The 25,602-nt window shown below is 62.2% G+C and carries 12 protein-coding genes; 4 read left to right on the top strand and 8 right to left on the bottom strand.

The window, feature by feature from the left end; translation table 11 throughout:
• Window positions 1-197, top strand: a 197-nt coding sequence (locus AC09SL_RS29165) for a hypothetical protein (protein WP_479571972.1), incomplete at its 5' end; no start/stop codon positions are given.
• Here AC09SL_RS29165 and AC09SL_RS29170 read toward each other — a convergent pair.
• Window positions 187-5,799: a putative Ig domain-containing protein gene (locus tag AC09SL_RS29170; protein ID WP_058542638.1), complete on the bottom strand. Its 5,613-nt coding sequence runs from the start codon at window positions 5,797-5,799 to the stop codon at window positions 187-189. The genes AC09SL_RS29165 and AC09SL_RS29170 overlap by 11 nt on opposite strands.
• 316 nt (window positions 5,800-6,115) lie before the next feature.
• Here AC09SL_RS29170 and AC09SL_RS29175 point away from each other — a divergent pair, with 316 nt between their 5' ends.
• The 3 genes from AC09SL_RS29175 (at window position 6,116) to hemN (ending at window position 9,414) form a co-directional block, all read left to right on the top strand.
• Window positions 6,116-6,559 carry a CopD family copper resistance protein gene (locus AC09SL_RS29175; RefSeq protein WP_058542637.1) on the top strand — a complete coding sequence of 148 codons (444 nt, stop codon included), beginning with the start codon at window positions 6,116-6,118 and terminating at the stop codon, window positions 6,557-6,559.
• 96 nt (window positions 6,560-6,655) lie between these two features.
• On the top strand, window positions 6,656-8,029 hold the full coding sequence (locus tag AC09SL_RS29180) for an oxygen-independent coproporphyrinogen III oxidase (protein ID WP_058542636.1): 1,374 nt from the start codon (window positions 6,656-6,658) through the stop codon (window positions 8,027-8,029).
• Window positions 8,026-9,414 (top strand): oxygen-independent coproporphyrinogen III oxidase, encoded by a 1,389-nt coding sequence (gene hemN, locus AC09SL_RS29185; protein ID WP_058542635.1) that lies wholly within the window; start codon window positions 8,026-8,028, stop codon window positions 9,412-9,414. The genes AC09SL_RS29180 and hemN overlap by 4 nt, the downstream gene beginning before the upstream one ends.
• A gap of 40 nt (window positions 9,415-9,454) precedes the next feature.
• Here the strand turns inward: hemN and AC09SL_RS29190 are convergent, their stop codons facing one another.
• The 7 genes from AC09SL_RS29190 to AC09SL_RS29220 form a co-directional block, all read right to left on the bottom strand.
• Complete coding sequence (locus tag AC09SL_RS29190; RefSeq protein ID WP_413468819.1) at window positions 9,455-9,607, bottom strand: hypothetical protein; 153 nt, start codon at window positions 9,605-9,607, stop codon at window positions 9,455-9,457.
• A gap of 60 nt (window positions 9,608-9,667) precedes the next feature.
• Window positions 9,668-11,092, bottom strand: a complete 1,425-nt coding sequence (adeC, locus tag AC09SL_RS29195; RefSeq protein WP_058542633.1) for an AdeC/AdeK/OprM family multidrug efflux complex outer membrane factor — start codon at window positions 11,090-11,092, stop codon at window positions 9,668-9,670.
• An 82-nt stretch (window positions 11,093-11,174) separates the two neighbouring features.
• On the bottom strand, window positions 11,175-11,999 hold the full coding sequence (locus tag AC09SL_RS29200) for a helix-turn-helix transcriptional regulator (RefSeq protein ID WP_058542632.1): 825 nt from the start codon (window positions 11,997-11,999) through the stop codon (window positions 11,175-11,177).
• A gap of 600 nt (window positions 12,000-12,599) precedes the next feature.
• The gene (locus tag AC09SL_RS29205) at window positions 12,600-13,760 is read right to left on the bottom strand and encodes an FAD-dependent monooxygenase (RefSeq protein WP_058542631.1); all 1,161 of its coding nucleotides are present in this window, start codon (window positions 13,758-13,760) and stop codon (window positions 12,600-12,602) included.
• 85 nt (window positions 13,761-13,845) lie between these two features.
• Complete coding sequence (locus AC09SL_RS29210; protein ID WP_058542630.1) at window positions 13,846-21,135, bottom strand: amino acid adenylation domain-containing protein; 7,290 nt, start codon at window positions 21,133-21,135, stop codon at window positions 13,846-13,848.
• 127 nt (window positions 21,136-21,262) lie between these two features.
• Window positions 21,263-22,528, bottom strand: a complete 1,266-nt coding sequence (locus tag AC09SL_RS29215; RefSeq protein ID WP_058542629.1) for a glycosyltransferase — start codon at window positions 22,526-22,528, stop codon at window positions 21,263-21,265.
• Window positions 22,529-22,800: 272 nt separating this feature from the next.
• Window positions 22,801-25,602 (bottom strand): condensation domain-containing protein (locus AC09SL_RS29220; protein ID WP_479571973.1); only part of this gene is annotated, 2,802 nt, incomplete at its 5' end.

The raw sequence follows: 25,602 nt of genomic DNA on the forward strand, positions 1-25,602 counted from the left end.
GTTGGATGTGCCGCCGTCATCGCGAGCAAGCTTTGCTCCCACCGTTTGGATCGGTGCCCGCCTGGGATTTCCCGGCCAACAAAAATCCCCTGTGGGAGCAAAGCTTGCTCGCGAAGGTGGTGTGTCAGTCAGCATCCTTGCTGAATGTGCCGCCGCTATTGCGGGCAAGCCTGCTCAGGGGGGCATTCAGGCGGTGAAGTCGCTGGCGTGCAGCTCCTTGACGCCGACCAGTTCGAATTCGAACTCGGGGGTGGCGTCGGCGTTTGTGCTGCCGGAGAGGATGCCATCGGCGAAGCGCAGTTGACCGGTGGCGTTGGTGGGGTCGAAGGCGTTGCTGCCGATGAAGGTGAAGGCGTCGACTTCGGCGGTCAGCGGGTTGGCGTCCAGGCCGGTGAGGTCCAACTTGTCGAACTCCGCGCTCTTGAAACCGCTGACCACATCGCGCAAGGCCCCGACGCCCATGTCCGACAGCGCACCAAACACGTAGGTGTCCGCACCAGTGCCACCGGTAAGATTGTCGGTGCCAGCGCCGCCGATCAACCGATCATCGCCCGAACCACCCACCAGCGTATCGTTGCCGGCCCCTCCGTCCAGGACGTTCGCCGCACTGTTCCCCGACAGCGTGTCGGCGTAGGCGCTTCCCTTCAGGTTCTCGATGAACTTCAAGGTGTCGAGCCCAGACCCCACGGTGTTCTGTTGCGCCGACGTCGAGAGGTTGACGGTCACGCCGGACAGGGCGCGCTCAAAGCTGGCCGTGTCAATGCCATCGCGTCCATCCAGCACATTGTTGCCGGCGCCGGCGAACAGCGTATTGTCCAGCGCGTTGCCGGTGCCATTGGCGGCGCCGGTGCTATCGACATACAGGTTCTCGACGTTGTTGCCCAAGGTATAGGCCGCCAGGCTGCTGTGCACACTGTCGATCCCGCCGGTCACCGTATTGCTGTTGGTCTCGATCACGCTGTCGTCGGCATTGTCGACAAAGTAGGTGTCGTTGCCATCGCCACCGCTCAGGCTGTCGGCCCCTGCGGCGCCGTTGAGCACGTTATTGGCGGCGTTGCCGGTGATGAAGTTGCGCCGTTCATTGCCGGTGCCGTCGATGTCCGACACACCGGTGAGCAACAGGTTCTCCAGATTGGCGCCCAGGGTCCAACTGACCGAGGCTTGCACCGTATCGATCTGCGCGGTCGAGGTGTTGGTTTCCACCACGCTGTCGAAGGCATTGTCGACCACGTAGATGTCGTTGCCGTCGCCACCGGTGAGGGTGTCAGCGCCCAGGTCACCATCCAGCGTGTCGTTGCCCGAGCTGCCCACCAGGGTGTCGTCCTGGTCGGTACCGGAGATCATCCCGCCCTGGTTCTGGGCGTTGTCGAAGATGTCCTGCACGCTGTTGTTGTCGTCGGGATTGCCCTGCAAGCCCAGGTCATCGGCAATGTAGTCCGCCAGGCGCTGGCCGACGATTTCCGCCGATTCCTCGTGCAGGTGCCAGACGTCATCGGGGTATACCAGCGGGTCGACTTCGTAGCGCAAGGGCAGGTCGGTGTAGTCCACCGCCAGCTTGACGTCGGCGCGCTCGGCGGCGATGGCTTCCTGGGCGGCGCGGACATAACCGACGCCCTCGACGATGGAGGCGATTTTCTCTTCCGAATAACCCCGCGCCCGGGCCGCGTCCTCTGAGTAGTGACCGGTTTCCATCATGTACACACTGAAATTGCCGAACTGGGCGTGCAAGTAGTCGAACACCTTCAAGGTCGCGGCCTTATAGGCCGCAGCTGCCGCCGCCTTGTCGGTGGCGCGGGCGATTTCCTGGGCGGCTTCCTCGCCCTGGCCCCAGATGATGCCCATGGTGACGTTATCGATCGACTGCAGTTCGGTGAGCTGGTCGCGCAGCAACGTCACCGCCCGCAACAGTGCCGGCCCGGGCTGGTTGGTGTCGGTCAACCACCAGCACAGCTGGAGCTCCTCGGCGCTGAGTGTGGACAGGCCGTTGACCGTGCTGCCGCCCACCGCGATGTCGATGCCGTTGCCATCGGCATCGGTGAACTGGCTGCGCACGTCGTAGGTGGTGTAACGGTCCAGGTCATTGACCAGCATCGACGTGCCGGACTGGTCGTCGTCCTCGGTCATGCGCAGCAGGCGTGCATTGGATTGGCCGAGGGTCGGCAGGTAGAGGATGTCCTGCTGGGCACGCTCGCCGAAGACGAAGTCGCTGGCGGTGAGCGTGTTGAGGTAGTTGCCACTGAGGGCGATCTCGAAGCGATTGCCGTCGGCATCGGCTTCGGCGGACTTGATGTAGGTCTTGTCGCCGGCGGCGTTCAAGGTCATGTACAGCGTGCCGTTGCTGCCATCGCCGAGGCCGAGAAAACCCAGCTCCGAGACATCGATTTTGTCGACGCCGATGGTGAAGTCATAAATCGTGTCGGTGGCCGTGACGCCTCCCGCGTCGTAGTCGCGGTAGCTGTCGAGCCCGTTGGTGTAGCGGAACGTATCGGCACCGTCGCCGCCGTACAGCGAGTCGCGTCCCACACCGCCGTCGATGATGTCCGCGCCGGTGCCGGCCTTGATCGTGTCGTTGCCGCCCAGGCCAAGGATCAGGTCCGCACCGGTCGTGCCGTTGAGGGTTTCGGCGTTGTTGGTGCCGGTGATGGTGTTGGCGGGCGCATCGGCCACCGCCAGGGCAAAGCTGTCACTGACCGAGGCGCCCGAGGGATCGGTGGCCTTGACCAATACGTCGAAGTTGCCTGCCGCGGTGCTGGTCGGGGTGCCGCTGAAGGTCAGATTGGTGGCATTGAAACTCAGCCACGCGGGCAGAGCGTTGCCGTTGGCGAGGGTGGCGGTGTAGGTCAGTACATCCTGGTTGGCGTCAGTGAAGCTGTTGCTGGCCAGGGTGTAGCTGAAGGGTGTGCTTTCACTGGCATTCTGGTCCAACAGCGCAATGGCCACGACCGGCGCTACGTTGGTGGGGGTGTTCTGGTCGGCGAAGACAAAGTGGCTGGCCGTCAGGCTGCCGGCCAGGTTGCCGGCCAGCGAAATTTCAAAGCGATTGCCGTTGGCGTCGACCGTGAAGTCCTTGAGGTAGGTGCGGTTGGTCGAGGCGCTGTAGGTCATCTGCAGCGTGCCGCCACTGCCATTGCCCAGGCCGGTATAGCCAAGCGCCGACACGTCGATCTTGTCCGCGGCCACGTCGAAGTCGAGGATCTGGTCGCTGGCGCTGGTGGAACTGGTGCGGTAGCTGTCGAGCTTGGAGGTGTAGCGGAACACATCGGCCCCGGCGCCGCCGGTGAGCTTGTCCACCCCGGTGCCGCCGACCAGGATGTCGTTGCCGGCGCCGCCATCGAGGGTGTCGTTGCCCGCGCCACCGAACAGTTGCTCGTTGGCTGTGGTGCCGGTCAGCGTGTCGTTGTTCGGCGTGCCATTGATCACAATGGCGGTGGGGACGTCCTGCACCGCGAGGGTAAAGCTGTCGCTGACGGTGGCGTTGCTGCCGTCTGTTGCGGTGACCTGGATGGCGTAGGTGCCCGACGCGGTGTCGGGTGGTGTGCCGCTGAAGGTACGGGTGGCGGCATCGAAGGTCAGCCAGTTGGGCAGGGCGCTGCCATCGGCGAGCTTGGCGGTGTAGCTCAGGCTGTCGTTATCCGGATCGGTGAAACTGGTGGCCGGCACCACGTAGCTGAACGGGGTGTTTTCGGTGGCATTCTGGTCCAGCAGCGGCGTCGCCACCACGGGTGTCTGGTTGGTCGGCGAGGAGGTGGCGAAGACGAAGTTGGCGCTGGTCAGGGTGTTGAGGTAATTGCCGTCCAGCGCCACTTCGAAGCGGTTGCCATTGGCGTCGGCCTCCAGGGACTTGATGTAGGTCTTGGTGCCGGCACTGTTGAGCACCAGGTACACGGTGTTGTTCTTGCCGTCCCCCAGGCCGGTGAAGCCCATGGCGGAGAGGTCGATCTTGTCGGCGCTGATGTCGAAGTCGGTGATCAGGTCGCCCAGGTTGACGCCGCCGGTGTTGTAGTTGCGGTAGCTGTCCAGGCGGCTGGCGAACACGAAGGTGTCCGCCCCGGCACCACCGGTGAGGGTGTCCTTGCCGGCACCGCCGTCGAGCTTGTCATCGCCGGCGCCGCCACTGAGGCTGTCGTTGCCCGCCAGGCCGAGCAGGGTATCGGCCGCATCGCTACCCAGCAGCGAATCGCTGCCACTGGTGCCGGTGACCACCCGATTGAAGATGAAGTTGCTGGCGGTCAAGGTGCTGGTCAGGTTGCCCGAGAGGATCAGCTCGAAGCGATTGCCATTGGCGTCGGCGTCGTAGTCCTTGATGTAGGTGCGGTCGCTGCTGGCGCTGTAGCTGACCTGCAGGGTGCCGCCACGGCCATTGCCTAGTCCGGTGAAACCCAGGCCGGCGAGATCGATCTTGTCCTGGGTGACGTCGAAGTCGGTGATGGTGTCATCGAAACTGGTGGTCGCGTTGCGGTAACTGTCCGACTGCGCGACGAAGCGGAACGTATCGGCACCGGTGCCTGCGGTGAGTTTGTCAATGCCGGCGCCACCGACGAGGATGTCGCTACCGGCCGCGCCATTGATGGTGTCGTTGCCTGCGCCGCCGTAGAAAATCTCGTTGGCGGCGCTGCCGAGCAGGGTGTCGTTGCCCGCGGTACCTTGTACGGTGGTCATGGGCACCGTGGCGCTGACGTAGCTGCCGTCGCCATAGACCAGCGTGGCGCCCTTGCTGGTGTGGCTGATGGTGTTGGCGATGATGGCGTTGCGGTCGGTGCCGTCTTCGTTGCGCTCTGCCACGCCATAGGTCGACAGGTCGCTGCCGCTGATGATGTTGCCCTGGATGAGGTTGTCGCTGCCGTTGAAGTACTTGCCGGACACGCCCTGGGTGTCGTCGTAGGACTGGATGATGATCTCCGGTACGGCACTGCCCAGAGCATTGTTGTTGAGGGTGTTGTCGATGATCTCGACGTGGTTGCTGCCGTAGATACGAATCCCGGCGCTGCTGTTGTCATGAATGTCGATGCCGCTGACGGTCACCTCGCTGGAGAGCTTGATCAGCACCCCCTCGGCGCCGTTGCCATACACCTCGCCGCCGGTGATGGTGATGTTGCTGGGCGAGGGGATGTCCTCGCTGCCGCGCTGGACCACGATGCCATTGCCGCCGTTGTCGTAGGCGACGTTATTGGTCATGGTGAAATCGTGGGTGCTGGTGACGACGTTGAAACCGTGGCGGTCGTTGTCGTAGGCGACGTTGTTTTCGAAGGTGCTGTCGCTGAGGAAGTCGGCGACGAAACCGTCCAGGCCGTTGCCGTGGGACACGCTGTTCTTGATGACCATGTTGACGGTTTGCTCGTGGGGGTCGAAACCGTACCCGGAGCAATCCTTGATCTCGACGCTGTCGAGGGTGACGTTGGAGTCGTAGCCTTCTTCGCCGGGAATGTAGCCGTTGAACCAGCCGTCGACCTTGCCGGTGGTGCTGTCGCGGTTGCCGTCGATGGTGAGGTTGCTGACGCCGAAGTCGTGGGTTTCCTCGCCGTAGGCAGAACGGATGATCCCGGTGATCTTGGTGTCGGAGCCATCGACCAACTTGACCGTCGTCTGGCCCATGCCGTCGCCGTACAGGTAGACATTGCTCTTGAGCATCAGGCAGCCATCGGAAGGTTCCTCTCCCCCCGACACGATGTAGGTGCCGGTCGGCATGTACACCTGCCCACCGCCGGCCGCGGCCGCCGCATCAATCGCACTCTGGATGGCTGCCGTGTCGTCCGTGATGCCATCTCCTTTGGCGCCAAAATTTTGTACGTTGAAAATCATGAGCTTATCTCCGTATCAGGCTTGAACCTAGGTAGACGCCAACATTCCATCGACGACCTCGGTGTTATGACCCAGGGAGGCGCAAAAGTTGTGACCGCATATCGGGGAAAGTGTCAAAAAGCCGGACTAACTGATCAGCGGTTCTGTAGGAATTGTGCATGGGAAACGTTTTGTTGACGCTTTCAAGGCCGAACGATGTCCCCTTTGTGGGGGGCAGACAGGGGGTTTCCTTGATTGGCATCAACCTCACTTCGGGGACGGCGCGATAACCTCCAATAAACCATCGCCCCGCTGAAGAGGGCGACCGAGGAAGCTCATGAGTTATCCGCTGTTTCTGACCTTGCACTTGTTTGCCGCGCTGATATTCATCGGCACGGTTTTCTTCGAAGTCCTGTTCCTGGAGAGCATTCGCAAGCAACTGCCTGTCAAGGTCATGGTGCTGCTGGAACAAGGCATCAGCCAACGCGCCCGGCAGTTGATGCCGTGGGTGCTACTGGTGCTGTTCGGCGCGGGCATTGGCATGGTCTGGCTGCGCTATTGGCCGGTGCTCTCGTCACCGTTGCAGTCATCCTTCGGTTTGCTGCTGGGGCTCAAGATCCTGTTGGCGGGCAGTGTGCTGGGGCATTTCCTCTGGGCCATGTGGCTGTTCAGGAGCGGGCGCATGAATGCCCGCTACGTGCGCATCATCCATACCAGTGTGTTCCTGCATATGGTCGCGATCGTGCTGCTGGCCAAGGCTATGTTCTACGTCACCTGGTAAGCGCTGGCAGCGTGCTTCCAAAGCGCTTGATACAGGTCAAGGTGGCCCCGCGGGTTACCCCGCAAACTGCTCGCGCACAGCCACTGGGAGATTGTCATGTTCGACCCGTTCCATACCCTCGGTGAGCGACCCTCGGGACGTGCCCCTGTGGTGGCTGATTTCGATTGTCCGGTCGGTACACGTAGATTCCACACAGGCATCGGTTCGCTCGACCTGCTTCGAGGGTTGCGCAGCAGCCGCCAGAAACGACGGCCCTTGTCCCTGGCGGTGCACCTGCCTTCGCGCTTGCGGCTGGCGTCGTGTTCGCCCCTGGCCAGCGACTGCCGGTGCGGTGAGATCGAGGGCTACCTGCAACGCCTGACGTATGAGATGGGCTTGGTTGGTTGCCACCTGGGCGCAGGGCGGCGCGTCGAGCAGTTTTGCCTGACCGGTGGTACACCGGTGATCGCACACCTGCAGAAGCTGATGAGTGGCCTGCGCAAGCGCTTTGACTTCAATGAATACGACGGCGGCGACCACAGCATCGAGGTGGACCTGCACCACACGGACTGGTCGACCATGGGCCTGATCCGTGACCAGGGGTTCACCCATGTCAGCATCGGCGTCCCCGACATTGGCGTGGACAGCGACCTGTCGGTCGATTGCTACCAGAACCCGGCACCGATCCATTCGCTGATCGATGCGGCGCGCACGTTTGGTTTTCGCTCCATCAACATTGACCTGGGCTACGGCCACGCCTGGCAGACACCCGACAGCTTCGCCCTGAAACTGGCGACGCTGATCGAACTGGAACCGGACCGGTTGCACGTTTTCGACTATGCCCGCGCGCCTTATCGTTATCGCTCGAAGAACGCCGGGGTGGCCGGTGATTTTTGCAGCCCGGTCGACAAGGATGCCATGTGGCGGATCTGTTGCGAGCAACTGATTGGCGCCGGTTATCACTACATCGGCCTGGGCCAGTTTGTCAGGGCCGACGATGACCTGGCGGTGGCCCAGGAGCACGGACGCCTGCATCGCAATTGCCAGGGTTTTACCCGTCACGGTTGCTGTGATCATGTGGGCTTCGGTTTGTCGGCCATCACTCAGATCGAGCACCTGTACGTGCAGAACACCGACGACCTGCATCAATATTGCCAACAGCTGGACGCCGGGCAGTTGCCGGTCTGTCGCGGCTGGCGCTGTGAAGCGCAGGATCAGGTCAAGGCCTGCGTGACCGAGCAGCTTTCCTGTGACCTGGAGCTGGATATCCCGGCCATCGAGGCACGCTTCGGCCTGGTGTTTCGCGAGTATTTCGCATTCGTCTGGCCGTCGCTGGAAGCGTTGCATGACCAAGGATTGATCGAACTGTCGAGCCGGTTTATCGGCATCCTGCCCGCCGGGCGCTTGAGCGTCGATGCGATCTGCAATCTGTTCGACCCAGGACTGGATGACACAGGCCCACACCCTTTTGAAAAGTTGAACCCATCATGAATGCTGCATCCGGTTTCAATCGTGCCCTGGTGGAAAAATACGACCGTCCGGGGCCGCGCTACACCTCCTATCCGACCGCGCCGCAGTTCCACCAGGCCTTTGCCATGGACGAATACCAGCAGGCTGCCCAGCGCAGTAACCAGGCGCCGCTGCCCAAGTCGTTATCGGTGTACATCCATATCCCGTTCTGCCAGAGCCTCTGCTATTACTGCGCGTGCAACAAGATCATCACGCGCAAGACCCATCGCGCCGTCGAATACCTGACCTACCTCAAGCGCGAAATTGCCCTGCAGGCGGCCTTGTTCGACCGCTCGCGCAAACTGACTCAACTGCACCTGGGCGGGGGCACGCCGACGTACTTGACCCATGAGCAACTGGCCGACCTGATGGACTGCCTGCACCAATCGTTCGACATGGACGACAGCGACGCCCATGAGTTTTCCATCGAGGTCGATCCGCGGACCATCGATGCGCAACAGATCCAAGGCCTGCGCCAGCTGGGGTTCAACCGCCTGAGCTTTGGCGTCCAGGATTTCGATGCCCAGGTGCAGATCGCCGTCAATCGGGTGCAAAGCGAAGCCCAGGTTGTGGAACTGGTGGAGGCCGCGCGCCGGGCGCGCTTCAAGTCCGTCAGCGTCGATCTGATCTACGGCCTGCCGTTGCAGACCATCGCCAGTTTCGATGTCACCTTGAGCAAGATCATCGCCCTGCGTCCGGATCGGATCGCGGCCTACAGCTACGCCCACCTGCCGCAACGGGTGCGGGCGCAACGGATGATCCGGCCAGAAGACATGCCGCCGCCAGAGCGCAAGCTGGAGTTGCTGGAGTTGACCATCAATCGCCTGACTGAAGCTGGCTACGTCTATATCGGCATGGACCACTTTGCCTTGCCGGATGACGAACTGGTACGCGCCCGGGCCCAGGGCAGCCTGCAGCGCAATTTCCAGGGGTATTCCACCCATGCCGACTGCGACCTGATTGGCCTGGGGGTGTCTTCGATCGGCAAGGTGGGCGACAGCTACAACCAGAACGTCAAGGAGCTTTCCCAGTATTACGCCCGGCTGGATCAAGGCCTGCTGGCGGTGCAACGTGGCTATCGGCTAAGCGATGACGATCGCCTGCGGCGCGAGGTCATCAGCGAATTGATGTGTCATGGCTGCATCGATTTCGGCCGGATCGAGAGCGCCCATGGCATTCGGTTTAGCGAGTACTTCGCCGATGCCCTGGACCGGCTTCAGGAGCTGGTGCGCGATGGGTTGCTGGACCTTCGTGACGACGCGCTGGTGTTGTTGCCCCAGGGGCAATTGATGATGCGCAACGTGGCCATGGCCTTCGACGCGTACCTGGGGGCGGACCAGACGGTTCAGTATTCGCGTACGGTCTGAAGCCCGAACCCCTCGCCACAAAAGTAGCCTCGCTGCGGGTCTAGGACCGTTCGGTGTCCGAGTTGCCGACAGCCGGGATGAGGTCGCGTGTCGCATAGAAGCCCTGCACCAGGCGATTCTTGGCCCGGTACTCGCACAGGAGCAGCAATGTATCCGGCATCTGGGAAATGGACGACGAATGTTTGACCACCATCGTCTTACCTCCCGAGCGTAAGCGCACCAGTGTCCCGGGTTCGAATGTCCCCATCTGCAATCACCTCACAGTCACGTTGCTTGTGCGTTCTACCCAACCCCCGCCCAGAGCCTTGTACAGGTTGACTTCGGCGAGCAGCTGCGACAACCGGTCGACGATCAGGGTTTGCTGGGCGCTGAACAGCGAGCGTTGGGCATCGAGGTACGTCAGGCTGCTGTCCACGCCGATGCGATAGCGCCTCTCCGCCAGGCGGTAGTAATCCTGGTTGGCTTGCACCAGGTCGCGCTGGGCGATCAACTGGTCTTTATAAGTCTTGCGTGCCGCCAGGCCATCGGAGACTTCCTGGAAGGCGGTCTGGATGGCTTTCTCGTATTGCGACACACGGATGTCTTTCTGGATTTTCGAGTAGTTCAGGCTCGCCCGAAGGCTGCCGGCGTTGAAAATCGGCAAATTGATCTGCGGTTGAAACGTCCAACTGCCCGACCCGCCCTTGAACAGCCCGGACAGCTCGTTGCTGGAACTGCCCGCGTTGGCGGTCAGGCTGATGCTCGGGAAAAACGCGGCACGGGCCGCGCCGATGTTGGCGTTGGCCGATTGCAGCAGGTACTCGGCCTCTAGGATGTCCGGCCGGCGTTGCAGCAAGTCTGAAGGCAGGCCCGCCGGTACTTCGCTGAGCAGGTCCGATGACAATGGGCGGCCGGGCAGGTCATCGGCGACCGACGTGCCGACCAGTAACGTGAGGTTGTTGAGGTCCTGGGCGACTTGGCGCTGGAACTTGGCCAGGCTGGCCCTGGCGCTTTCTACCGAGGTTCGCGATTGGCTCAGGTTCAATGCCGAGGCGGTGCCGACCTGGTTACTGCGTTCGGTCAGGCGCAGGCTCTGCTCATAGGACTGCAGCGTGTCTTGGGTCAACGCCAGCAACTCCTGATCGGCACGCCAGGTCAGGTAGGCACTGGCCACACTGGCCACCAGGCTCAATTGGCTACTGCGGCGGGCTTCTTCGCTGGACAGATAGATCAGCGATGCCTGGTCGCTGAGGCTGCGTATGCGCCCGAACAGATCCAGCTCATAAGCACTGATCCCCAGGGTTGCCGAATACGAACGGCTGATGGCCGCGTCGCCGGTTCCGGTGAGGCTGGCCGGCAGGCGCTGGCGCGAACCGGTGCCGTTGGCACTGATCGCCGGGAAGAGGTCCGCCCGCTGGATCCGATACTGCGCCTGGTAAGCCTCGACGTTCAGGGTCGCTACGCGCAAGTCGCGGTTGTTGGCCAGCGCACTTTCGATCAGTTGCGCCAACACCGGATCCTGGAACAGGTCACGCCAACCCTGTTCGGCCGCCAGGGGCCCCGACAAGGCCGGGGCATAGGCCGAGGTTTGCGGATACTGCCCGGCGACCGGTGAGTCGGGGCGTTGGTAGTCCGGGATCAGCGAGCAACCGCCCAACATGAATGCCGCGACCGCCAGGGGGCTCAAGAGTTTATGCATCGACCGTTATCTCATTGTGGTGCCTGCCCGGACCCCACTGGCGCAGGCAGGCGGGTTCTGGCGGGCCGTGCGCGGCGAGCCGTCATGATCCGATCATCCATTTCGCCAGCCCATGTCGCCCGCTCACGCCCAGCTTGGCGGCGGCACGCTTGAGGTAGGTTTCGATGGAACTGTTCTTGACCTGTAGTTTTTCCGCGATCTCCGGCACGGTGCCCCCGGCCAGCAGGCCCAGGCAGACTTCTTTTTCCCGCACCGAAAGGGTCACGTCGCAGGGGCTCAACCGATCATTGAAATCGCGCTGCAATTGGGTCTGTTCAGCGGCATCGAGCGGATGGCCCGTAGCGCTGCCAGAAGCTTTGAAACATTGGCGATTGAGGTGCGCATGACGCTCGGCCAAGGGCAGCAGCGTTTCGGAAAGGTATTTCAGAAAGGACAGTTCCTGGAGGGAAAAGTCGCGCTGTACCTGGGGGCGTTGCAACGAAATCACACAGCGGCGATTGGCCTTGCGCGAAATCAGAATGCACTGGTGGGACGTACCGAGGCAGTCGTTGCCTCTTTCGTCCTTCATCCGTGCGTTCAGATGGATCAGCAGGGCGTCATCCACCTCCAGCACTCTTTTCACCAAGGGGTGATCGTTGCGCCGTATCGCCGTGGTGGGGCAGGGGGATTGCATGTGCGCGCTTTTTTCCGAACCCGCATACCCCAACAGCTGTACATCGAGGACGTTCGACTGGGTGTCGTCGGCTGTCCATTCACTCAATTCGAGGCGACTGACAGGCACTGATGTCTCGATCATCTGGTGCATGTTGGTCAAGAAACTTTCGTGTCCGACACTTGAAATCAGCTTTCCTAGCTCTACGTAGAGGTGCGACTTTTCTGCACCCCCAATACGCGCATGTCGATTCATAGTCCTTATTCCTGCTTACTCGAAAAGGCTCCGCATCGCTGATGTTGACGGAAAAAATCCGACGGTTTCGAGAAAGTTGAAGCCTCTTCTGGATTTGATACTCGGAGTCAATGCCGGTCTTGTGAACCTATTGACTTAAACGGTTTAGCCGGTAGGGCTATTAGGCGTTTCCATGTAGGAAAAGTCTGTAAGGGAAAACAGGGACATTCCGGGCCGGCCAGTGGGTGTTGGTTTGTGATACCTCCGAGCAAAAAAACACGTTGGACCAAAGGTTTTTCCCCTGGCAACGATTGCTGCGCGGCCAGGCTTTGGCGCGATTCCAGGAAAAATATCCAGTTAAATTAAAAGGTTGTGTTCTGGGTTTGGTTTCGGGATGCCTGTTTTTTTAGAATCATCAATGTAGGAAGCATCTGGCAGACATGTCCGGAACCTGGATTCCCAGTATGGTGAAAACTTCTCATTTCTCGATTTTTCTGTCGGTATGTGTCGCTTTTTGTCTATCTAGGAGTCGCTTTTTGTCATTGGCGCTTTAGGGGGGCGACTAACGGGAGGGGGTCCCACGCCGTCCAGCCCATGTCGCTCAGTGGCCGTTCGCGCGGTTCATGCGCAGGGCTTAAACGAGAGGATGTCGATGTTTTTTTTGCGCAAGCTGCTCTGCGGTGTCAGGCGCATATACCATTCTCGAAGCCAGCAGGCGAGGGTCGACTCGGCTTGCTCGATGCCGCTCATGAAGCGCGCGGCATTGACGATCCCGTTGGCCCGGGGGTGCCGATGGGCCTGGTAATGCAGCAGTGCGGTGCGCAGGTCCGGCGTTTGCGCCAATCGATCGGCCAATATCACGGCATCCTCGATCGCCTGTGCGGCACCTTGGCCCAGGCTGGGTAGCATGGGGTGAGCCGCGTCGCCCAAGAGCACCACGTGTCCCTCGCAGAATTGCTCGACGGGATGGCGATCCCGGGCATGCATTTTCAGTAGGGCACTCTCGGGGGTGGCCTCGATGGCCGCCACGACTTCCGGTGCCCAGCCGGCATAGGCCGCGAGCACTTCTTGCTTGCTGATGTTCAAGGCGGCATCCGCCGCGTTTTCGTGATTGCAGGTGCCCCACCAATACGCCTGGCCGTCGCCGACATCGCAGAGCCCGAAGCGCTTGCCGCGTCCCCAGTAATGCGCCACGTAGCCTTCGGTCATGACCGGGTGGCTGAAGGGCGCCACCGCCAGCCAGGCGACATAACCCGATGGGCGGGTTGGGGTTTGGCCGAGCATCTGCTGGCGAATCACCGAGTTCAGGCCATCGGCGCCAATCAACAGATCCGCTTCCTGAAGGCTGCCGTCTTCGAACCGCACCACGACGCCATCGGGGCGGTGGTCATACCCCGTGCAGCGCAACCCTGTCGTGAGGGTATCGGGTGCGAGCTGCTGCGCCAGTGCACGTAGCAGTAGCGGGCGCTGGATATTCACACTGGGATGGCCCAACTGTTCGCCGATCTCATGGATCGGCATGCGGGTAATGGCATCGCCCTGGTGTTTCTTGAAGAAGAAGTCGCGGATCACCTGGCCGGCCTGTTCCACCGGGACATGGGCATCAATCGAGTGCAACGCCGCCATGGCATTGGCCATGACGGACAGGCCGGTGCCACCGGTGCGCAGTGTCTGCGCCGCTTCGAAGACCTTGACCTGCCAGCCCGCGCGCTGCAGCGCGATGGCGGCGGTCAGCCCGCCGATCCCGGCGCCGGCGACAATGGCTTTTCTGAGTGCTGTCATGTTGTTTCACCTGTATCGGCCCGGAACGACCGGGCGATGGGAGTCAAGCGGGACCGTCAATCCGCCCCGTGATCGTCGGTCTTGGTTAAGCCAGTGCGCTCATGGATTCGGCGTTCCTGGCCCGGGCCAGGTCCATCCGCGACAGGATGCACTGGCCCACTCGCTCAATGTGCGGCTCGCGCATCATGGTCAGGTGGTCACCCTCCACGGCGACTCGCTGCACGTGCGGCGCAATCGAGCGCCAGCCGCGGTACGGGTCGCGGAAGGCGGTGCCCACCAGCTCGTGGGGGGCTTGCAACACATCGGGCAACTCGACGTCCGCCGCGAACAGGGTGATGGGGAGATCCAAGGGCGGGAAGCGATAGTCCAGCAGCCCTTGCCAGTTGGCATGGAACACGCGGAACAGCTGATCGAGTGTCGACAGGGTGATGGTCTCGTCGAAAATGCCCTGGTCGATGCCGTGCTGCCGTATCGCCGCGAATGCCTGCGGGTCGTCCTGGGAGGAGAAATCCAGGGCGTGGTAGGCGTATTCCTTCTGCCCGTCGCCGCTGAGCAGTTCCCACATGAACCAGTTCATGAACTCGCTGCGTTCTATCTGCACCTCGCCCTGCCTGACGCGCACGATGGTATCCAGCAGGAACACGTTATGCAGGCGCCGTCCGCGCCTCTGCAACTCGCTCGCCAGCTCATACGCCACGACGCCGCCATAGGACCAGCCGCCGATATTCAGGGGGCCTTCAGGGGCGACCTGCTCGATGGCGTCCGCGTAGTACACAGCCTGGGCCTGCACCGATTGCAACGGTTCACGGGCATCCCAGGTACCCGGCGCTTGCAGGGCATACAGGTGGACCTGGTCCTTGAGTACCCGCGCCAATGCCGCGTAGCAAAGCACATGCCCGCCGATGGGGTGGACCAAGAACAACGTCGGCCCGCGCGTGGCATTCTTGAAGTCCACCAGCGCGCCGGCGTCGGGGTGTCCGGTTTCGGTCTGTTGCAGCACTTGGGCGAATTCGGCGATGGTCGGCGCCTGGATAAAGTCCGACAGCGAAGGTTCCAGGCCTTGATGTTTGGCGAGCATGGCCACCAGTTGTACCGCCTTGAGCGAATTGCCTCCCAGCTCGAAGAAATTGTCGTGGATGCTGATGCTGTCCAGGTCCAATGTTTCTTGCCAGTAGGCTTGCAGCAGATCCTCCATGGCATTGCGGGGGCCAATGAAGGGGCGCTGCAAGGTGGTCTGGACTTCGATCTTCTGCAGGCGCTGACGGTCGATCTTGCCCGTGGGGCCAAGCGGTAGCTTCGCGATCCTGACCAATGTGGTCGGCACCATGTAGTCGGGCAGTGCCAGGCGCATTTGCGCCTTGAGTTGATTCAGGTCCGGCTCGCGGCCCGGCATGGCCTGGACGAATCCCACCAAGTAACGGCTGCCATCGGTTGCCGTCTTGTCGATGACCGCCACCTGCTGGATGTCGGCTCTGGACCGGACGGCGCCGAGCATGGCCACTTCGATCTCGCCGAGCTCGACGCGGTAGCCCCGGATCTTGACTTGGGCGTCGCTACGGCCCTGGTATACCAGGTCGCCCCCAGGCAGGTAGAAACCGATGTCGCCGGTTTCATACAAGCGGCGGGTCTGGCCTTCGAGCTGGCGATAGATAAAGCGTTCGTCGGTCAAGTCGGGGCGATTCCAGTAGCCATTGGCAAGGCAGGCGCCTTCGATGAACAGGTCGCCCATCACGCCGACCGGGCAAGGATTGCCCGTCGCGTCGAGGATATGCATGCGTACTCCGTCGATGGGCGTGCCGATCGGCGGCATGCTCGGCCAGCTTGCCGAGGGACCTTCAAGTCGTAGGCTCGTGACCACATGGGCCTCGGTCGGGCCATAGTGGTTCTCGACCCGGCAATCGCCGAGGCGATCGATCAGGTCACGGATTTCGGCGGTGATTTTCAGTTGCTCGCCGGCGACGTTGATCTGGCGCAGCGAGGCGGGGTGGATACCCAGCTGTGTGGCGATTTCGGCCAAACCCTGGAAGGCAACGTAGGGCAGGAACAGGCGATTCACCGCATGCGCGTCAATAAACCTCAGCAAGCGGATGAAGTCATAGCGCAGCCCTTCGTCAATCATCACCAGCTCATGCCCGCTGGACAGGGTCGAGAAAATTTCCTGGAACGAAACGTCGAACGAGATGGGCGCGTATTGCAGCGTCTTCAGCCCACTGACGTCCTGTGCCTGCTGGCGGTTCTGCCAGAGGATCATATTGGTCAGGGCTTGGTGCGGCATGGCCACGCCCTTGGGACGGCCGGTCGAGCCCGAGGTATAGAGCACGTAGGCGTTGTCTTCCCCTCTAACACCTGCGGCAATGGTCGCTACCCGTTGGTGATCGCGGGCCAGGTTGTCGTCGAAACCGGCCACTACGCTGTCCCAATGGCGCGTATCGACCTGGCCTGCCAGGGTCATCGCCAGGCTCGCCGACGCATCGGCGAATAGCACCAGGCGCGGCTGCGAGTCTTCAAGAATCAGCTCGATGCGCTCGTTCGGATAGCTCAGGTCGATCGGAACGTACGCGGCACCGGCCTGTACGACACCGATCAAGGCGACGATCAGGTCGGGCGAGCGGGGCATCATGATCGCGACCCGATCCCCCGGTCCGATACCCTGCCGGTGCAACCAGCTCACCAGTTGGGCGCAAGCGTCCTGCAATTGGCGATAGGAAAGACGAGCCTGGCCAAGACTCACGGCGGTCTGCTCGCCATGGCGCGCGAAACTGTTCAGCAACAGGGTTGACAGGTTGTCGTGTGGCAAGATCGTAGCGGCTTCTGGTGTGGTTTGCTCCACGGACGGCAGCCAGGCCGGTATGGCCGGTTTAGCCTCAGGCGCGGCGATCATCAGTTCCAGCGTGCGCAGCAGGTAATCGGCATAGGCCTCGACCTGGCTCGTAGCGACTCGCGCGGTGCGGTAGTCCATCTTCAGCATTAGCAAGCCGTTGGCCGGGTGGCGGCCCAAGGTAGTCAGCAAATCGTAGTTGCTCGCTTCTGTCGTTTCCCAATCAATAAGGATCTCTTCGCCTTGGGTCAGCAGGTCCTTGAGCACGTAAAAGTCGACGTAATTGAACACCACGTTCAAGGCGACGTCGGTCTCGCGATGAATCAACGCGAATGGATAACGCCGATGGGCAAACACCTGTTGTTCCTGGGCCATTGCTGCCCGGATCATCTCCAGCCAGCTTTGACCCTGGTTGCTGAAACGTACCGGCAGGGTGTTGAGAAACAGGCCCAGGACCGAGGCGGCATCTTCGAAGGCCGGTCGGCCATGGCTGATCACGCCACACAGCACTTCCTTTTGGTTGGACATGATCGCTTGTGCGAAACCGTGGGCCGCCAGCAGGACCGCGCGCAATGGCAGGTCATGGGCCTGGCAGAACGCTTCGAGGCGGGCCAGGTCCGCGGCGGGTAGTTCCCGGTAGGCCGAGCGGTACGGCGTCGGGTCTGGCGCCACGGCGTGAATCCAGCTGGTCATGGCGGCGGCGGGGGCCTCGTGCAAGTAGTCGCGCCAGAACTGGCGGTGGGTATCCGTTGCCGTGGCCTCTTGCTCCAGGACCACGAAGTCAGCCGGCGTGGTGCTCAGGGCAGGCAGTGCGTCGGTGCCAGGCGCCGAGGTGTAGAGCGTGATCAGGTCGCGCATCAAGGTGGCGACGCTCCAGCCGTCGAGAATCGCATGGTGGAAGCTGAAGACCAGGTCGATTTCGTCCTGCGCGACGAACACGCTGAACTGGTACAGCGGTGCCCGTTGCCAATCTTCGCGGTAGCGCTTGCGTTCCTCCACGTAGGCGGCAATGGCCTGGGCCCGGGCCTCGGGACTCAGCGGGCGCACATCGATGACGTGCACGGCAGGCTCGACTGTCGAGTGCACCCGGGCCATAGGCACTTCGGCGTGACCGATATCGAACGACATGCGCAAGGCCGGATGACGCCGGATCAAGGCGTCACAGGCCCGCTTCCAGGCCGGCGCATCCCAACGCAGGCGCAAGCGGTAGCGGAAGATGTCGTGATAGATCGCCGAGTCCGGGTGCATCATCGAGTGATAAATCATCCCGACTTGCAACTGCGAAGCGGCAAACACGTCATCGAACACGCCTTCGCTGGACAGGCGGATCGCCGGCGGAACCTGGGCGAAAGCTTTCACATGGGTCAGGGGGGCGCACTCGATTGCCGGCATTTTCCCGGCTTGCAGAACCTCGGCCAACTGGGCGATGGTCGGGTACTGGTAGACCTGTGCCAATGTCAGCGCAATGCCTTGTTCACGAGCATGGATCTGCAAATGGATGACTTTCAGGGAGTCGCCACCCAACATGAAGTAGTTGTCGTGCACACCCAGCGTCGGGCGCTTGAGGTTTTCCCGCCAAAGCTCGGCGAGCGTCTGCTCCAGCGTCGTGCGTGGCGCTGTCGTATCGCTGCCCTGGATGGCTGTTGGCTCGGGCAGGGCTTTGCGGTCGAGCTTGCCGTTGACACTCAGCGGGAACTGCCCAAGCTCGACCAGGTGCCTGGGCACCATGTAGTCGGGCACTTGCTGGCGCAAGGTTTGCTGCAGCGCTTGCGGGGATGGCGAGCTTCCGGGCTCGCTCACCCAATAGGCGTTGAGGTAGGCATCACCGGCTTCCTGGCGGGCGATCACGACCACGTCCTTGACACCTTCACAGGCGAGCAGGTGGGCTTCGATCTCGCCCAATTCGATGCGCAGGCCGCGAATCTTCACCTGGAAATCGTTGCGTCCGAGGTATTCGAGGCTGCCATCGGGCAGCCAGCGTCCGAGATCGCCGGTCTTGTACAGCCGGGCTCGGGGATCGCTGTGGAAGGGGTCTTGGATAAACCGTTCAGCGGTCAGTTCGGGACGGTTCAGGTAACCCCGCGCGACGCCGATGCCGCCGATGTGCAGCTCGCCGGCCACACCCGGCGGCAGCAATTGCAGGTTTGCATCGAGGACGTGCATCTGGATGTTCGCGATTGGTCGGCCGATCGGTACGATGCCGTCGTGCGCATCGGGCCGGCAATGCCATGCCGTCACGTCAATGGCCGCTTCGGTGGGGCCATAAAGGTTGTGCAACTGCACCGTCGGCAAACATTCGAAAAAGCGCTTCTGCAAGGTATGGGGCAAGGCCTCGCCGCTGCACAGCACCTGCTTGAGTGTCGTCAGGCGCTGCGGTTCAACCTGGTCGAGGAAGACCTGCAACATCGACGGGACAAAATGCAACAGTGTGATGCCGGCGCTTGCCATGATGTCCATCAAGTAGCGCGGGTCCTTGTGCCCGTCGGGGGCGGCGACGATCAACTGTGCGCCGCTGAGCAACGGCAGGAAAAACTCCCAGACCGATACATCGAAACTGAACGGGGTCTTTTGCAGGATCCGACTGTGTTCATCGATCCCATAGGCATCGCGGGCCCAGAGCAAGCGATTGACGACCCCGTCGTGCTGGTTCATCACGCCCTTGGGCAAACCGGTGGAGCCCGAGGTGTAGATCACGTAGGCCAAGTGCCGAGGCGTCAGGCCGAGCGCAGCGGCGTCCGGGTTGTGTTCCGGTTGTCGAGACAGCGCTTCAGGTTCGGCATCCAGGCACAGTACGGGTATCGTCACTGCGGGCAGGCTCGCCAATAATTCCTGGCTTGTGACCAGGGCACTGGGCGCGCTGTCGCTGAGCATGTGGCGCAAGCGATCGGCCGGATAGCCTGGGTCCAGCGGCACGTAGGCGGCCCCCGCCTTGAGAATGCCCAGCAAGCCGACCACCATTTCCAGGCTGCGGTCCATGCAGATGGCCACGCGGTCGTCCCGACCCAGCCCGCTTTCCAGCAGGGCGTGGGCTAGACGATTGGCCCGGCGGTTCAGTGCGTCGTAAGTCAGCGCCTGGTCCGCGAAGCGCACCGCGATCGCTTCGGGGCGCGCGACGACCTGGGCTTCGATCAATTGATGGAGCAGCACATCCTTGGGGTAGTCGACGTCAGTGCGATTCCATTCCTGCAGCATCTGATGCTCGGTGGACGGCAGCGGGTCGAGGGCGGCGACAGACACCTCGAAATCAGCGGCCACGCACGCCAGGATGTTCATGAAGCGTTGTTGCAAAGCCTCGATCTGCGGCGCGTCGAAATAGGCCTCGTTGTAGATGAAGTGCATCCACACATCGTCTTGCGGCGCGGACTCACGCACGTGCATCGCCAATGGCATCTGTTCGTAGCCATTGCTGAGCTTGACCGGCTGTGCCGGCGCTGTCCCGTACCAGGTGTCCTGGTCCTGTTCGTAGGACACCACCACATCGAACAGCTGTCGCCGGCCCAGGTTCTGCAAGCCGAGTTCGCGGTTCAGTTCGCTCAGCGCAAAGCGCTGGTAGCGATAATCCTGCTTGAGCGTCAAGGCAATCTTGCCGACCAGCTCGCTGAAGCTCAGGTCGGTGCCCAGGCTCAGGCGTACCGGACTCATGCCGACGAACAAGCCCATCGTGGCCTTGTGTGCGGCATTGGCGCGGTTGAGGATGGGCAGGCCGATGACGATTTCATCCCGTTGCTCGGTGCGCGCAAAGTAGCTGTACAGCGCGCCGAGCATGACGTGGAAGACCGTCGCCTGGCCCGCGGCCTTCGCGTTATCGCCAAGACGGTTGTAAAGCGCCCGGGGCAAGCGCCAGGCATGGTTCTGGCTGGGCGCCAGGCGCTGGTCGAATCGACCCGGGTGACGTGGCGCGAGCAGGGGCTCGGGCAGCGTGCGGTATTTCTCCAGCCAGTATTGGCGTTGGCGCTGGAACGAAGCCGAGTCTTTGTTGGCGGCTTGCTGCTCGACATAGGCTTGGTAGGTCGGTGCCGTTGCCACGTTTTGCGCCTGGTCGTGCAGTGCGGTATAGGCCTGACTGACTGCTCGGCCGATCATGGCGAAGGACCAACCATCGATGATCAGGTGATGGCAATTGACGAAGCAGTAGTGGAGGTTTTCCCGGAGCTTGACCAGGTCCGCGCGCATCAGCAGCCCATCGTCAAAGGAAAACGGGGTTTGCAGCTTGGCCTGCAGCAAGGCCAATGCGCTGGCCTCCGGGTCGGCATGCCCCGACACGTCGTGTACCGCCAGCGGGACGTCGACCGGCCCCAGGAAGCGTTGGCGCGGCAGCGGGTGCTCGCTGGAGCCGGGCACCAGCTGGATCCGCAGGGCATCGTGGCCGTTGACGACCTGATTGAAGGACACCTGTAATAACGTGGCGTCGATCGCGCCGTTGATGCGCGCATAGCCGCCGATGTTGTACAGCGGACTGTCGGCATGCAGCACCTGGTCCAGCCAGATATCCAGTTGCGGGATGGTGAGGGGGTAAAGTACGTGCTCTGCGCTCGATGCGGGCAGGGTCTGGGTCATGGTGTTCTCCGTGGGCCGATCCGCTGGCCCGATGAAGCGAATGAAAAAAAGATGCCGTCAGGCCGTGATGCCGTTCACTTGAGAAAAGTGACAATCCCCTCGCCACAGGTCACTCATCGAATCGTGATTACGCGACGTGATAGATGGCGGCTCTGCGGGCGATGGCCTCGACTTGCAGCGCTGCCGCTTCGCGGGCGCTGTCACCACTGGCCATCAACTTGCTGTAGCGGTCACAACTGGCGCGCACGTCAGGACTGTTCAGCACCGTGTCCAGGGCCGTGGCCAGTGACTCGGCAGAGGCCGGCGTGGACACCTGCAAGCCGCACCCCAGGCGTTGCATTCGCGCGGCGTTGTCGAAATGGTCGTGCGCAAAGGGCGTGGTGATCTGTGGCACCCCGGCGGCGATTGCCAGGGCCGTGGTGCCGACGCCGCCGTGATGCACCAGGGTCGAGGTGTGGGGCAGGATGCGGCTCATGGGGACGTAAGGCCTGACCAGGATCCTGCCGTCGCTGGACAACGACGGGTCGACCGGCTGGCGGGTGAGGAATACGCCGCGGCGGTCGATCAACTTCAGCGCTTTCGCCGCCGCGGCGAAATACTGTTCGGCATTGACCGTCGTTGAACCCGGGGTAAACACCACCGGCGGGGCCACGCTCAAGAAATCCTCCAGTTCAGTGTCTGGCGCCTCGAAGCCGGACTCATCGAATAACGGGAACCCGGTCAATACCGTTTGGGCTGGCCAGTCCTGTTGGATTGGGGCGAACCAGTCGGCAAACAACCCCAATACCCGGTCTGGCGAGGAGATCCACTGACTGATGATGCGTTTGACCGGGGGCAAGCCCAATTCGCGGCGAAAGCCGTTGAGCTCAGGCTTCATGAGCCGATCGAGGAACGTGTGCTCGATGACCCCCAGCAGCAGGCGCCTCAAGGGATACGGTACGAAGGCCGGCAGGTTCGTTCCAGGTGGTTGGACGGGTTGCGCGAGGGGCGACCAGATGGCGAACGGTGTGACCTGGCCGGTGACCAGGGGGACGCCGTGTCTTTCCTGCAGCAGGCGCGCGGAAAACGCCCACAACGAGCCCAACAGGACGGTGTCGTCGTCACACGCTTGCTCCAGTAGCCGATACTGCTCGTGCAATGTACCGCCGACGGTTTTCCATAGGGTGGGCAGTGACGTGCGCGGATGCCACAACGCCGGGTCAGCCATGACCGCTTGATATTCCTCGCGGGTACCCAAGGGCAGGAACTTGAAGCCACAGCGCTCGATTACCGGCGCGAACGCCGCGCTGGCGCAAAAGGTTATCCGATGCCCACGTGCGGCGAGGGTGCGGCCGATCCCGATAAATGGGTGAACGTCACCGGCTGAGCCGATGGCCGTAATGATCACATGCATAAGGCTCCCTTTTAGAGTGATCGTGCGGTGGGTGAAAATCCTGATGGGCGGGCGACCGGACATCGCCTGTGGACTCCGTCCACAGAAACGATTCAGCTTGAGGGGTTATTTAAGCGGTTGCAGGTAGGAAACGTCTGTAGCGGAAAACGGGGACATTTTGGCCCGCGGATCAGGGGTGAAACCTGTGGGAGCGAGCCTGCTCGCGATGACGATGGGTCAGCTTGCACATCATCGGCTGCCCAGCGAATTGCTCGCGGGGCAGCCCAAGGCTGTTATGACACCGTAGCGGTTTTCAAGGCTAGGGAAATCGCTTCGCCCAGCTTGGCCACATAGGGCGCCTTGACCAACGTGTTGTGGGTGCCAGGCAGTGCCGTCACGCTCACCTGATCGGCCAGCAACCCACGCCAGCCCAGGGTCGGGTCGCTGCGTTGCTGTTCGCTCGCGGTGAACAGCGACACCTTGAGCGGGCTGGGTGGGCTGACGTAGGCGCCGATGGCCAGTCGCATCCGATAAGCCACTTCCAGATGAATGCGCAGCAGGGCGGCGTCGATGTCGTGGGGCAACTCCTCCGGTAGCAGGCGATGGGTCATGCACAGCGCCAGCATCGCCTCGATGGCGGCGTGTTCCGCCAGCGCCGTCAGTTGCCGAAGCAGATCAGGATCGATCCCCTCGGGCAGCCAGGCCATCAGGAACTGCGCTTCACTGATCGATTGTTCAGGCATCGGATCCGGGCGGGCCGAGGCATCGATGATGCCAAGGAACTCTACAACTTCACCACCGGCCTGTAGTTGCCGCGCCATTTCATAGGCGATCAGGCCACCGGCCGACCAACCGGCGATTCGGTACGGACCTTGCGGCTGGACCTGGCGGATGGCCGTCAGGTAACGCGTCGCAATGGCCGGTACATCGGACAGCGGTGCCTCGCCTGCCACCAAGCCACTGGCGGCCAAGCCATAAACCGGTACCTGGGGATCGAGCACCGGTGCCAGATCCCGCGCATATTGCACCTCACCGCCCAGAGGATGGACCAGATACAACGGCCGCTGGGAACCGGTACGGCGGATCGGCACCAGATTGCGCTGGGCGCCCGGCCGTGACTGGCCATCGAGGGTTCGGGCGAAACCGGCGATGGTCGGCTCGACGAACAGGTCGCGCACGGCGATCGGTTTACCCAGGACTTTGCGCAGGCGAGAGGCCATTTGCACCGCCATCAGCGAAATGCCGCCGAGGCTGAAGAAGTCGTCATGGCGACTGATCCGCTCCTGTTTGAACAGGTCCCGCCAGAGGGCCGCGATGGCGATCTCGGTGTCACCCTGGGGCGCTTCGTAAGGCAGCGGGGCAGGACCGTCCTCAGCGATGACGGGTTGGACGATGGCATTGGCCGAGCGCACCAGCGGCGGGGTGTTCTGCAACAACTGGCCGATGGACTGCTGTGGATCGCTCACCAGGTTTTCCAGGACCTTGGCAAACAATCCGGCGATATTCTGCACGGTGGCAATGTCGAACAGGTCGTTGGCGTATTGCAGGCTGCCACCGATGCGCTCGCCATTGTCGATCAGGGACAGTGACAGGTCGAACTGCGTGGTGTTGTGGGGGCTCGCCAGGGTTTGCACCTCAAGCCCAGGCAATTGCAACGGTGCCGGTGGCGTGTTGTCCAGGCTCAACATCACCTGGAACAACGGGCTGTGGCTCATGCTGCGCGTCGGTTGCAGGGCGCTCACCACCTGTTCGAAAGGCAGGACCTGGTGATTGTAGGCGGCCAGGGTCAGGTCCTTGATTCGCCCCAGCAGTTCGTCGACGCGAGTGTCTTGCTCGGTGATGACTCGCAGCGCCAGGGTGTTGGCGAAGAAACCGATCAACGCTTCCAGCTCCGGCCGCTGACGGTTGGCCACCGGTGTGCCGACCACCACGTCGCGTTGGCCGCTCAGATGGCTCATTAACACCGACCAGCCGGCCAGCAATACCATGAACAGCGTGGTGCCCTGGGCTTGGCTGAACGCGCGCAGGTCGGCGCTGAGGGCTGGCGAAAAGCTGCACTCGATGATGCCGCCTGTATAACGCTGGATTGCCGGGCGCGGACGGTCCAGCGGCAGGTTCAGCAGCACGGGCGCACCTTCCAGGTGCTGCCGCCAGAAGTCGATCTGCGCTTGCAGCGTCGGGCCTTCAAGGGATTGTCGTTGCCAGGCGGCATAGTCCACGTATTGCAACGCCAGGGGCGGTAACGGGTCTTTCTGGCCTTGGGTGAAGGCGTTGTAGAGCACGCTGACCTCACGGGCCAGCACGCTGTTGGACCAACCGTCGGAAACGATGTGATGCAAGGTGATGAACAGTACATGTTCATCATCGGCCAATTGCACCAGGTGGCCGCGCAGCAGTGGTCCGTTGTGCAAGTCGAACAGCTGGGTGGCGTTGATCTGGCCGAGGTGTTCGAGCGTGGCCTGGCGTTCAGTGGGGGCGACGGCGCGCAGGTCCTGTTGCTCCAGCCGGAAGCCGTAGTCGGCCGGCGCGATTTTTTGCAAGGGCTCGTCGTCCACCAGCTCGAACCGCGTGCGCAAGGTTTCGTGACGCGCCACCAGGCGGTCGAGGGTCGCTTGCAACGCCGTTTTGTCCAGCGTTCCCTTCAGGCTCAAGGCCAGCGGCAGGTGATAGGCCGCGCCCGCCGCGTGGTCCAGGTGATCGAGGAACCACAACCGCTGTTGCGAGAAGGACAGCGGCAGGCGTGCGGCGCGATTGGCCAAGGGAATCGACACGGCCTCGGTGGGCGAGGCCGCGTGTACCAGGGCGGCGAGGCCACGCACGGTCGGCGCGTCGAACAGTTCGCGTAGCGTCAGCCGTGCGCCCAGCTTGCGCCGCAGCCGTGACAGCAGTTGCACGGCGAGCAGCGAATGCCCGCCGAGTTCAAGGAAGCCGTCATGGCGGCCGACCTGGTCCAGGTGCAGTAAACCTTTCCATATCTCGGCAATGGCGATTTCGGTGTCGCCCTGGGGCGCTTCGTAGGTTTTGCTGGCCAGGGAATCCTGGCCGGGGGCCGGCAGGGCACGGCGGTCGAGCTTGCCGTTGGCGGTCAGGGGCAG

It is taken from the genome of Pseudomonas sp. PF05, assembly GCF_056521845.1.